Annotated in this window: 10 protein-coding genes and 1 riboswitch; of the genes, 3 read left to right on the top strand and 7 right to left on the bottom strand. The window is 65.1% G+C overall.

Features of this window, described 5'->3' with window-relative positions; translation table 11 throughout:
* Both DBR23_RS30380 and DBR23_RS07910 read right to left on the bottom strand, forming a co-directional pair.
* A partial coding sequence (locus tag DBR23_RS30380; RefSeq protein WP_233250328.1) for a lysophospholipase occupies positions 1-254 on the bottom strand: 254 nt, incomplete at its 3' end.
* A 2-nt stretch (positions 255-256) separates the two neighbouring features.
* Positions 257-1,567, bottom strand: coding sequence for an O-acetylhomoserine aminocarboxypropyltransferase (locus DBR23_RS07910; protein ID WP_056743725.1), 1,311 nt, complete (start codon positions 1,565-1,567; stop codon positions 257-259).
* Positions 1,568-1,725: 158 nt separating this feature from the next.
* Between DBR23_RS07910 and DBR23_RS07905 the strand changes: the two genes are divergently transcribed.
* Positions 1,726-2,175, top strand: coding sequence for a CBS domain-containing protein (locus tag DBR23_RS07905; RefSeq protein ID WP_015013536.1), 450 nt, complete (start codon positions 1,726-1,728; stop codon positions 2,173-2,175).
* Positions 2,176-2,238: 63 nt separating this feature from the next.
* Here DBR23_RS07905 and DBR23_RS07900 read toward each other — a convergent pair whose 3' ends face one another.
* Positions 2,239-4,476: an EAL domain-containing protein gene (locus tag DBR23_RS07900; protein WP_108497863.1), complete on the bottom strand. Its 2,238-nt coding sequence runs from the start codon at positions 4,474-4,476 to the stop codon at positions 2,239-2,241.
* A gap of 204 nt (positions 4,477-4,680) precedes the next feature.
* Here DBR23_RS07900 and aroC point away from each other — a divergent pair, with 204 nt between their 5' ends.
* The gene (aroC, locus tag DBR23_RS07895; RefSeq protein ID WP_056067164.1) at positions 4,681-5,778 is read left to right on the top strand and encodes a chorismate synthase; all 1,098 of its coding nucleotides are present in this window, start codon (positions 4,681-4,683) and stop codon (positions 5,776-5,778) included.
* 36 nt (positions 5,779-5,814) lie between these two features.
* Positions 5,815-7,620 carry a bifunctional UDP-sugar hydrolase/5'-nucleotidase gene (locus DBR23_RS07890; protein WP_108497862.1) on the top strand — a complete coding sequence of 602 codons (1,806 nt, stop codon included), beginning with the start codon at positions 5,815-5,817 and terminating at the stop codon, positions 7,618-7,620.
* A gap of 47 nt (positions 7,621-7,667) precedes the next feature.
* On the opposite strand, the gene DBR23_RS07885 is transcribed toward DBR23_RS07890, so the two are convergent.
* The 4 genes from DBR23_RS07885 to DBR23_RS07870 form a co-directional block, all read right to left on the bottom strand.
* Complete coding sequence (locus DBR23_RS07885; protein WP_108497861.1) at positions 7,668-8,570, bottom strand: DMT family transporter; 903 nt, start codon at positions 8,568-8,570, stop codon at positions 7,668-7,670.
* Between the two features lie 255 nt (positions 8,571-8,825).
* Positions 8,826-9,275 (bottom strand): transcriptional regulator NrdR, encoded by a 450-nt coding sequence (nrdR, locus tag DBR23_RS07880; protein ID WP_015013541.1) that lies wholly within the window; start codon positions 9,273-9,275, stop codon positions 8,826-8,828.
* Positions 9,276-9,299: 24 nt separating this feature from the next.
* Positions 9,300-10,544 carry a serine hydroxymethyltransferase gene (glyA, locus tag DBR23_RS07875; RefSeq protein ID WP_056067170.1) on the bottom strand — a complete coding sequence of 415 codons (1,245 nt, stop codon included), beginning with the start codon at positions 10,542-10,544 and terminating at the stop codon, positions 9,300-9,302.
* Between the two features lie 35 nt (positions 10,545-10,579).
* Positions 10,580-10,733, bottom strand: a riboswitch (ZMP/ZTP riboswitch).
* 84 nt (positions 10,734-10,817) lie between these two features.
* Positions 10,818-11,663 (bottom strand): lytic transglycosylase domain-containing protein, encoded by an 846-nt coding sequence (locus tag DBR23_RS07870; protein ID WP_108497860.1) that lies wholly within the window; start codon positions 11,661-11,663, stop codon positions 10,818-10,820.
* Positions 11,664-11,896: the final 233 nt, after the last annotated feature.

Genomic DNA, 11,896 nt, shown 5'->3' with positions numbered 1-11,896 from the left:
GCATCGAGCAGCGCGCCGATGAAGTCTGCGCCTTGCTCCACCGTGGCGGGGGCATCGCCGCCACTGCGGCAGTGGCCGGGCAGGTCGATGGCCAGAACGTTCCAGCCGTGGTTGGCCATGTAGCGGCTTTGCAGGGCCCACACGCTGTGGTCGTTGAGGACACCGTGGATGAACACCACCGTGGGCTTGGCGGCATCAAATGCCTTGCCGCCGGTGTAGCAGTAGATGGCGGCGCCGTTGACTTGGATGTGCATGGTCAGGCCCCCGCCTTTTCTGCGGCTTTGAGCGCGCGTTTCAGGTCGTCAATGAGGTCGTCGGCATCTTCGAGACCGATGGACAGGCGGATCGTGCCCTGGCTGATGCCTGCGCCCGCCAGCGCTTCGTCGCTCATGCGGAAATGCGTGGTGCTGGCCGGGTGGATCACCAGGCTGCGGCAGTCGCCCACGTTGGCCAGGTGGCTGAAGACCTTGAGGGTTTCGATGAATTTCTTGCCCTGCTCGCGGTTGCCCTTGAGGTCAAAGCTGAACACCGAGCCCGCACCGCGTGGCAGCAGCTTTTGCGCCAAGGCATGGCTGGGGTGAGACTCCAGCAACGGGTGGCCCACGCGCGACACGAAAGGCTGCGCGGCCAGAAACTCCACCACCTTCTCGGTGTTGCGCATGTGCTGCGCCATGCGCAGCGGCAGGGTCTCGATGCCTTGCAGGATGAGCCAGGCAGTGTGCGGGCTCATGCAGGCGCCAAAGTCGCGCAGGCCCTCGCGCCGCGCGCGCAGCAGAAAGGCGCCCACGGTACTCTCCTCGGTGAACACCATGTTGTGAAAGCCGTCGTACGGCTGCGTCAGCTCGGCAAATTTGCCGGCCGATTTGGGACCGTCCCAGTCAAAGCTCCCTCCGTCCACCACGATGCCCCCCACCACCGTGCCGTGGCCCGAGAGGAACTTGGTGGCCGAGTGGTAGACCAGATCCGCTCCATGTTCAAAAGGCTTGATGAGCCAGGGCGAGGTGAGGGTGGAGTCCACCAGCAGCGGCACGCCGGCCTCGTGAGCGATGGAGGATACGGTAGGGATATCCAGCACATCCAGGCCGGGGTTGCCCACAGTCTCGCCAAAGAACAGCTTGGTGTTGGGGCGCACAGCGGCGCGCCAGCCGTCGATATCGCCGGGCTTCACAAACGTGGTCTCGATGCCGAAGCGCGACAGCGTGTAGTGCAGCAGGTTCTGCGATCCGCCATACAGCGCCGTGCTGGCGACGATGTGGCTGCCCGCGCCCATCAATGTGGCAATCGCCAGGTGCAATGCAGCCTGGCCGCTGGCGGTGGCGATCGCGCCCACGCCGCCTTCCAAGGCGGCCACGCGCTGCTCCAGTACCGCATTGGTGGGGTTGCTGATGCGGCTGTACACATGGCCGCCGCGCTCCAGATTGAAGAGGGACGCGGCATGGTCGCTCGACTCGAAGACGAACGAGGTGGTCAGGTGGATGGGCACGGCGCGCGCGCCGGTGGCGGGGTCGGGGCTGGCGCCTGCGTGCAGCGCCAGCGTGTCAAAGCCGGGGTCGGAGTAACCGGGCATCTGTGTGTCTCCCATGTTGTCAATGCAGGCGGGCATTGTGGGCTATATTTGCTGACAAACAGCCTGCAGCACCTGGGCAACCCCAGCGGATGTGCTGGTGTGTGCGGGCCCACACATACTCTTTCCGATTCTTCCCGATCCCCCGGAGACTCCGCACCATGAAAGTCAGCGACATCCTTCGCGTCAAAGGCAACACCCTCTACACCGCATCGCCGGACGAGCCGCTGGCGGGTGCCGTGAGCCTGATGGCAGAGCGCGACATTGGCTCGCTGGTGGTGATGGAGCATGGCGACCTGGTGGGCATGCTCACCTTCCGCGAAGTGATCCAGGCGCTGGTCAAGAACGGCGGCAGCGTGGGCACGATGCTGGTGCGCACGGCCATGGACGATGCGCCACTGACCTGCACGCTCGAAACCGACATGGACGAAGTGCGCCGCATGATGCTGGACCGCCATGCGCGCTACATGCCCGTGATGGACCGCCGCATGCTGATGGGCGTGATCAGCTTCTATGACGTGGCCAAGGCCGTGGTGGACAGCCAGAACTTCGAGAACAAGATGCTCAAGGCCTACATCCGCGACTGGCCGGAAGAAGAGCCCCGTACCTGAGGTTGTGGGCAGGGCGCGAGGCCCGCGCCCCGGCGTGACGGCACAGATGTGCCTCCAGCCAAGTCAGCGATAGGGGCGAGGCGCCTGGGCGCAGAGCCAAGCCTCGATCTCATCGGGCGGTAGCGGCTTGCCGAACAGGTAGCCCTGCATGACCGGGCAGCCGTGGGCCTGCAGCCACTGCTGCTGGCCGGTGGTCTCCACCCCCTCGGCCACCACCACCATGCCCAGGCTGTGCGCAATGCTCAGCACCGACACCGTGAGGGCGCGCGCCGTGGCGCTGGTGGTGAGGTCCTGTACAAAAGCCATGTCGAGCTTGAGCTCGCTGATGGGCAAGCGGTGCAGGTAGCTCAGGCTGGAATAGCCGGTGCCGAAGTCATCCAGCGACAGCTTGAAACCCTGGTGGTGCAGGGCCTCGATGTTCTGCAGCGTGACGGGTCGCGCATCCATCATCACACTCTCCGTGATCTCCAGCAGCACATCGCTGGCGCGCAGGCCATGGCGCTGCAGCGCATCGCTGATCTCCTGCGCAAACTCCGGCCGGTGGAAGCTGCGGCCCGACAGGTTGATGGCCACGCAGGGCACGTCGTGGCCTGCAGCGCGCCAGGCCGCCAGCTGGCGGCAGGCTTCGTCCAGCAGCCACAGGGTCAGCTCATGGATCAGCCCGGCGTCCTCGGCCACGGGGATGAACTGCGACGGCGGCACCATGCCCCACTGCGGGTGGTTCCAGCGCGCCAGAGCCTCCACACCGTGCAAGGTGCCGGGGGAACTGCTGAGAACCTGCGGCTGGTAGTGCAGCGTGAGGCTGCGGTCGGACAGTGCCTGCTGCAGCGCGCGCTCCAGCGAGGCGCGCTCCTGGGCACGGCGGTTCATCTCGGCGCTGAACAGCTGCAGGCTGTGGCGATGGTCGCTTTTGGCCTGGTGCATGGCCTGGTCGGCATGGCGCAGCAGGGTGTCGATGGTGTCTCCATCGTTCGGAAACATCGCAATGCCGATGCTGGCGTGGGGCACATGGGTCTGCCCGAAGATGTCCAGCGGCTGGGCAATGTCGTGCAGCACGCGCTGGGCGCTTTGCACGGCCTGTTCGGTGGTGCATTCGGAGAGCAGCAGCACGAATTCGTCGCCCGACAGGCGCGCGATCAGGTCACGCGCACGCAGGCCTTGGGTCAGGCGCTGGGCCACCTCGCTTAGCAGCGCATCGCCTGCGGCGTGCCCCTGGGTGTCGTTGATCTGTTTGAATCGGTCCAGATCGAGGAACAGCAGCGCGCCGGTATGGCGCCCCCGCTGCAGGTCGGCCAGCGCCCGCTCTCCGCTACTGCGAAACAGGGCCCGGTTGGGCAGCCCGGTCAGCACATCAAAAAACGCGAGCTGGTGGATACGCTCGTGCGTGCTGTTGCGTTCGATGGCCAGCGCACACAGGTGCAGGCATACATCGACAAGGCGCTGATGCAGCGCGTCGGGTGCGCGCGGTTCGCGGAAGTAAAACGCAAAGGTGCCAATCGGCTGACCCCGGTGGTCGCGAATGGGGCTGGACCAGCAGGCGCGCATGCCGCTCGGGGCAAACAATTCCTGGTAGTCAGCCCAGAGGGGGTCTGTGGCCATGTCGGTGACCACCACGGGCGCGTTGCGGAAGGCGGCGGTGCCACACGACCCTACCTTGGGGCCAATCGCCAGTCCGTCCAGCGCGCGGCTGATGGTGGCTGGCAGGCTGGGCGCTGCCAGCGGGTGCAACCGGCCTTGTGAATCTACCGCCAGGATGGAGGCGGTGACCTCGGGAGCGATGCGTTCGACCTCGCGGCAGACGAGGGCCATCAGCTCGGGAAGGGGCAACTCGTTGACCATGCCCTCCAGCACATGCGTCTGCAGGACCTCGTGCATCTTGGTGAGCGTGATGTCGGTGAGGATCGAAATGCTGCCCCCCGGTCCGCCGGAGCTTTCGTCGGACGCATTGATCACCAGGGACACCCAGCGGGGCTGCCCTGCCTTGCTGTAAAGCAGGGTATCCGTGCGAAAACTGCCTTTGGCCAGCACATTGCCCCGGATGCTTTCGAGCAGATCCGGATCGGAGTGGGGTCCCAGCAAGACCTCGCTCAGGTGCCTGCCCAGCACCTCGGCGGGCTGGTAGCCAAATAATCGCGTGAACCCTTCGTTGATATAGACCACACACTTGGAGCTATTGGTCATCACGACAGCGTTGTCGCTGGCGTCCAGTGCGCGGCGAAGGGGAGCATCTGCCAGGGCGGCAGTCAGAAGGGTGCGGGAAGGTGATGTCGGACCCGGAGAGGGTGGCGCGAGGGCGGGCATGGAGATCCCAAAAATCGATGTTTACATGCTAACAAGCGTCCAGAACCCTGCCAAGCAGGATATGTCATGCCTGTGCAAACGCGCCACGTATCGGGCGTGTGGTGCCTCGTGAGTGCGGTGACGTAGGAGCTGTTGGGGAGTACACCGCAGCAAACCGGTGCGGCCGTGCGTCGGGCACTCGGGGCTCTGGGATAATCCCGCCCCATGAGCGGCAACACCATCGGTACCCTATTCGCAGTCACCAACTTTGGTGAATCCCACGGCCCGGCCATTGGCTGCGTGATCGACGGCTGCCCGCCCGGCATGCCGCTCACCGAGGCTGACATCCAGGCCGACCTGGACCGGCGCCGCCCTGGCACCAGCCGCCACGTCACGCAGCGCAACGAGCCCGACGCGGTGGAGATCCTCTCTGGCGTGTACGAGGGCAAGACCACCGGCACCCCCATCGCCCTGCTGATCCGCAACACCGACCAGCGCAGCAAGGACTACAGCAACATCGCCGAGAGCTTTCGCCCCGGCCATGCCGACTACACCTACTGGCACAAGTACGGCATCCGCGACCCGCGTGGTGGCGGCCGCTCGTCGGCCCGCCTGACGGCGCCCACGGTGGCCGCAGGCGCCGTGGCCAAGAAGTGGCTGGCACAGCAGTACGGCGCCCAGTTCCGCGCCTGCATGACGCAGCTGGGCGAGCTGCCCATCCCGTTCGAGAGCTGGGATCACGTACGCGCCAACCCCTTCTTTGCCCCCGTGGCCGACGTGCAGCAGTACGAGGACTACATGGACGCCCTGCGCAAGGCCGGTGACTCGTGCGGCGCCCGCATCCGTGTGCAGGCCACTGGCGTGCCGGTGGGCCTGGGCGAGCCACTGTATGACAAGCTTGACGCCGACATCGCCCACGCGATGATGGGCTTGAACGCGGTGAAGGGCGTGGAGATTGGTGCGGGCTTTGCCAGCGTGGCCCACCGAGGCACCATGCACGGCGATTCGATGACGCCGCAGGGTTTTCGTACCAACAACGCCGGTGGCGTGCTGGGCGGCATCAGCACGGGGCAAGACCTGGAGGTGAGCATTGCGATCAAGCCCACCAGCTCCATCATCAGCCCGCGCGAGTCCATCGATATCCACGGCAAGAGCACCGAAGTGATCACCAAGGGCCGCCACGACCCCTGCGTGGGCATTCGCGCCGCGCCGATTGCCGAGGCGCTGCTGGCGCTGGTGGTGATGGAGCACGCGCTGCGTCACCGTGCCCAGTGCGGCGATGTGGTGCCACCTGTGCCGCCGATCCAGGCCTCGTTTCTGTAACACCAACTCCCACCGTCCCTGGGGCGGTGCCTCTGTATGAGCAACCGCTTGTTCCGGGCCTTTTACCGCAGGGCGCTGGCCGCCTTGGCGGTGCCGCTGTGGCTGGCTGGCTGTAGCGGCATTGCGTCCACCGCCCCTGCGGCGGGTAGCGCGCCGGCCCACATCGACATCACCCTCATCGGCTTCAACGACCTGCACGGCAACCTGGAGCCGCCCCACATGGCGCATCGGGTGCAGGGGCCCACAGGCCCGGTGCTGGCACCTGCTGGGGGCATGGCGTATTTCGCCAGTGCCATGGCAGCCCTCAAGGCCCAGTCGCCGCACTATGCGGTGGTGTCGGCGGGTGACATGGTGGGTGCCTCGCCGCTGGTGTCGTCGCTGTTCCTGGACGAGCCCACCATTGAAGCCGTCAACCGCATGCAGATCGACTTCAACGCGGTCGGCAACCACGAGTTTGACCGGGGCTGGCGCGAGCTACTGCGGCTGCAGAACGGTGGCTGCGAGAAATTCACCTCGCGCGAGCCTTGCCGCATCAGCAAGCCTTTTGAGGGCGCCCAATTTGGCCTGCTGGCGGCCAACACGGTGCGTGAAGACGGGCGCACCCTGCTGCCCGCCACAGGGCTCAAGCGGTTTACCGAAGGCGGTGTCACCGTCACCATGGGGTTTATCGGCCTCACGCTGCAGGCCACACCGACCATGGTCAGCCCGTCCGGGGTCGCTGGGCTGCGTTTTGAGGACGAGGCGGCCACGGCCAACGCGCTGATCCCTCAGCTCAAGGCCCAAGGCGCCGATGTGATTGTGGTGGCCATCCATGAAGGCGGGGGCACCACGGCGGGCGTGCAGGAGACCAGCTGCGCAGGTCTGTCGGGCGACATCGTGCCCATCCTGGAGCGCCTGGACCCGGCCGTGGATGTGGTGGTCTCGGGCCACACGCACCAGGCCTATGTGTGCGACTACAGCCGCGTGAACCCGGCCAAGCCGTTTTTGCTGACCAGCGCAGGCCAGTACGGCACGCTGCTCACCGACATCCAGCTGCGCGTGGATACGCAGACCCGCCGTGTGGTGAGCAAGACGGCGCGCAATGTGGTGGTGCAGGGCGAGGCCTTCACGGGCGCCCAGGGGCCGGTGCCGCTGACCACGGCCGTGCCGACGTTCCCTGCAGATCCCGGCGTGCAAAAGATCATCGACACCTACCGCGCTGCCGCCATTCCGCTGGCCCAGCGTCCAGTGGGGCAGGCCCAAGGGGCCATGCGCCGCCAGCCCAACGCGGCGCTGGAGAGCGTGCTGGGTAATCTGGTGGCGGACGCCCAGCTGCTGGCCACACGAGCGCCTGCGGATGGTGGTGCGCAGCTGTCCTTCATGAACCCGGGCGGCCTGCGCGCTGACCTGGTGCCGGATGAGCAAGGGCTGGTGCGTTACGGCCAGCTGTATGCGGTGCAGCCTTTTGGTAACCAGCTGGTGATCAAGACCTTCACGGGTGCGCAGATCCGCGCGGTGCTGGAGCAGCAGTTCGCCAGCGGTGGCAACACCGTGCAGCGGCCCCGGGTGCTGTCGGTGTCCAGCGGGTTCAGTTACCGCTACGACCTGAGCCAGCCCGCCGGGGCGCGCATCAGCCACATGGTGCTGAATGGTGCGCCGGTGACAGACCTGCAGTCCGTGCGTGTGGTGATGAGCAGCTTTCTGGACAGCGGTGGTGACAACTTCACGGTGCTGACGCAAGGCCAGGACCGGCGCGTGGGTGAGCTGGACCTAGATGCGCTGGAGGCGTACTTCCGGCTGCAGAGCCCGGTGGCACCACCCGCTACCCACCGCATCACCCGCGTTGCGCCTGCCGCGCGCTGAGGAGCACCAAAGGCGTTGGGTGCACGCTGGGTGGGGGAGTCTGCCGCTTAGTCGTCTGTGCGGCGCAGCGCGCCCAGCCATTGCAGCGGGTTGAAGCCGGTGACCAGCCCGGTCGCCACCAGCACCAGCGCACCGCCCCAGAGCATGCCCGGCCCCAGTGCCTCGCCCAGAAAGATATGGCCCCAGGCCACGCCGAACAGCGGGATCATGAAGGCGGAACTCATGGCGGCCACGGGCGAGACATGTTTGAGGACCCGCAGGTTGAGCCAGTAGGCGAGCCCCGAGGTCACGATGCCCATCACGGCCACGGCGGCCAGCGCCTCGGGAGTGAAACGTGCGGTGGGCAATGTCCAGGCCGCCCCGGGCAGCAGCAGCACCAGGGCAGCGGCGTGGATACCGGCCGCGATCGACAGCGGTGACATACGGGTGGTCGCCCGCTTCATCCAGGTGAGAGACAGGCCGTAGCACGCCGCAGCGGTCACGCACGCGCCTGCCGCAAGCAGTACCGCCGAGGTGGGCGCCACAGGCCCCAGCTGCACGATCAGCGCGACCCCTGCAAAGCCGCAGAGGCAGCCCGCCCATTTGCGCGTGCTCAGCGTGTCTTCCTTCATCCAGGCGGCGGCGATCACGCCAAACGGCACGGCGATGGTGTTGAGCAGAGAGCTGTAGCCCGCAGGCAGGTGCAGTGCCGCCCAGGCGTACAGCAGAAAAGGCGCTGCCACCGTCAGCGCACCCAGCCCCAGCAGTTCCCGCCAGTGGCGCCAGGGCCAGGGCTCACCCACCCAGCGCATGATGCCGATCAGCGTGAGAGTGGCCAGCCCAATGCGCAGCGCGGCCATCACATTCGGACCCAGTACCGGGCTGGCGATGCGGATGAACAAAAAGGAGGCGCCCCACAGGGCAGACAGCAGCACCAGCTGCAGGAAATGGCGGGTTTTCACCGCGCGCATTGTCAGGCACCTGCGCAGTGCTTGCCGAAGTGTTGGATGGCAGTTTTGATGCAAAAACTGCTTGAAGCGCTAGTCCATCATGCTGCGGTAGCTATCAAATTAGTAGCAATTGCAGAGTAGCTTGCGCGACATGCGCAGGGGCCATGACCGGACCTGGGAGTACGCAATGCGTGCCAACGGTGCCGCGCTTTGCATTGGCCAGACAAGGTAGCAGGGGCAGTCATCCGCGTGAGGGCCACCCTGGGGCGCGCGTGGCTACTTGCGCACCTCATCCACCATGGCGCGAAAGTCGTCGATGTCTTCAAAGCTGCGGTACACGCTGGCAAAGCGGATGTAAGCCACCTTGTCGAGCTTCTTGAGCTCGCGCATCACCAGCTCGCCAATGCGACTGGAGATCACTTCGCGCTGGCCTAGGTTGAGCAGCTTTTCTTCGATGCGCTCGATGGCGCTGTCGATCTGGTCGGTGCTGACCGGGCGCTTGCGCAACGCCAGGTTGAAAGAGCCCAGCAGCTTGCTGCGGTCGTATTCAATGCGCCGACCGTCTTTTTTGACAATGGCCGGGAAGTTCACTTCCGGCCGCTCGTAGGTGGTGAAGCGCTTGTCGCACGCGCCGCACTGGCGGCGGCGGCGGATGAAGACCCCATCCTCAGACACCCGCGTTTCAACAACTTGCGTTTCGAGGTGGCTGCAGAAGGGGCACTTCATGGGCGCTGAGGACAGGCTTGTTGCTTAACGGTAGACCGGGAAACGAGCGGTCAGGGCGTTGACCTTGGCACGCACTGCGGCGATGTTGGCTTCGTCTCGGGGGTTGTCCAGCACATCGGCAATCAGGTTGGCCGTGATGCGGGCTTCTTCTTCCTTGAAGCCACGCGTGGTCATGGCGGGGGTGCCAATGCGCACGCCACTGGTCACCATCGGCTTTTCAGGGTCGTTGGGGATCGCGTTCTTGTTGATGGTCATGTGGGCGGCGCCCAGCACGGCCTCGGCTTCCTTGCCGGTAATGCCCTTGGCGCGCAGGTCCACCAGCATCACGTGGCTTTGCGTGCCGCCGGACACGATGCGCAGGCCGCGTGCGGTCAGCGTCTCAGCCACGACCTTGGCGTTCTTGGCCACTTGCTCCTGGTAGGCCTTGAACTCGGGCTGCAGCGCTTCCTTGAAGGCTACGGCCTTGGCAGCGATCACGTGCATCAGCGGGCCGCCTTGCAGACCGGGGAAGATGGCGCTGTTGATGGCCTTCTCGTGCTGTGCCTTCATCAGGATGATGCCGCCACGGGGGCCGCGCAGGCTCTTGTGCGTAGTGGATGTGACCACGTCGGCGTGCGGCACGGGGTTGGGGTACACACCGGCGGCAATCAGGCCGGCGTAGTGGGCCATGTCCACCATGAAGATCGCGCCCACGTCCTTGGCCACCTTGGCAAAACGTGCGAAGTCAATGTGCAGGCTGTAGGCCGAGGCACCGGCGATGATGAGCTTGGGCTTGGTCTCGTGCGCCTTTTTCTCCATCGCTTCGTAGTCGATGGCTTCGTTGGCATCCAGGCCATAGGACACCACGTTGAACCACTTGCCAGACATGTTCAGCGGCATGCCGTGCGTCAGGTGGCCGCCTTCGGCCAGGCTCATGCCCATGATGGTGTCGCCGGGCTTCAAGAAGGCCAGGAACACGGCCTCGTTGGCCGATGCGCCGCAGTGAGGCTGCACGTTGGCGGCTTCTGCGCCGAACAGCTGCTTGACCCGGTCGATGGCCAGTTGCTCGGCCACGTCCACATGCTCGCAGCCACCGTAGTAGCGCTTGCCTGGGTAGCCTTCTGCGTATTTGTTGGTCAGCTGGGTGCCCTGTGCCCACATCACGGCGGGGGAGGCGTAGTTCTCGCTGGCGATCAGCTCGATGTGGTGCTCTTGGCGCGCGTTCTCCGCCTGGATGGCAGCAAACAGCTCGGGGTCGGTTTGTTCGACAAGAATTTTGCGGTCGTACATGATTGGCAGTCCTATGAACTTGTGTCCCTTGAAACAAGGGCTGCCCAGGCGAACGGCTGAACGCATGGGGCAGGGCCCCTGCGGCACGCTTCCCAGTGGTTCACAAGAAGTAGGTTCTTGCTGGTTTCCACGTCAGCGGCAGCATCCAGTGGCTGGATGCTGCGCCTATCGCCAGTCGCGTACCCCGTTAGTGTAGCCGACACGGCGCCAGTACAGCACCGTCCGAACCGCTGGGCGCCAGGGTTGTTGCCTGGGTTCCGAGAGCCTGCAGGGTTACAGGCCAGGTGTCAGCAGAGCCACCTTGTCGCTGGCTGCTGCAGGGGCTGTGGTGCGGGGCACCGCTGCGGGGATGCTCTGCACGGGAGCCTGGGTAGACAAGGACGGTGGAGGATTGAAAGGCACTGCGCGACCGCCGGCCACCTGGCGCAGGCGTAAATGTTCCGCCATCACCTTGGCGGCATAGCCTCCGTCGTCGGCCATGTTGCCTGCACCCACATAAAAGCGCAGGCCGCCTTCGAGCGAGCCAGCGCGAGCAATGCATTCCTGCAGCACCTTCACACCGACCCGCAGGTTGCTCACCGGGTCAAAGGCTGCATAGTGACCGCCAAAGTTCTGGTACTTGTCTGTGTGCACGCGGGTCATCACCTGCATGAGCCCTTGTGCGCCCACGGCGCTTTCAGCAAACGGGTTGAAGCTCGACTCGATGGCCATGATGGCCAGGATCAGGGTGGGGTCGATCTTGGCGCGGGTGCCAATCTCGTAGGCCTCGGCCACCAGAGCGCTCAGGGGCTCAGGCGCCACGCGGTACTTTTTGCTGAGCCAGAAGGCCACGGCTGCCTGCTCTTTGGGCAGGTCCTTGGGGTTTACCGCCGTAGCGCGCTCGCTGGCTTCCGGCTCGATGGGCATGCCCAGCATTTCAACCTGGCGGGCTTGCAGCCAGTTCATCAGTTGCTCTTCACCAGCCTGGCGCAGATCGGGCCGTGCAGTGAGGGCAATGACGACAAAGGCAACGGCCAAGCCGATGAGGGCGAAGCTGTTGTGGGTGATTTCAAGAAAACCTTCGGTCACGTCGGCCGCGAAGGTTCGCACGCCGGAGACTATTTTTCCTGACGCTGTCATAGCTCTTCCTTTCTGAGGCGGGCCAGTGGAGCGGAGCAGTCGCAGTGGACTGTGCTTTGCTGGCAGATCGCCTGGATTGGTACGCCATCAAGTCCGGGCTGCACGTCTGTGGAGTGCTTGGCGCCCTGGATTGACTTAGCCGGGTTCGGCAGCGATTGGGGTTTGTACTAGCCCTGTTTTTGGGGCTGGCGGATTCTAGAAGCTCACTAAATGCATAGTCAATACTAACAAAA

The sequence above is a fragment of the Acidovorax sp. HMWF018 genome, from assembly GCF_003061035.1.
GTDB classification, from domain to species: Bacteria; Pseudomonadota; Gammaproteobacteria; order Burkholderiales; family Burkholderiaceae_C; genus Acidovorax; species Acidovorax delafieldii.
This window is presented reverse-complemented; position numbering and strand designations above follow the sequence as displayed.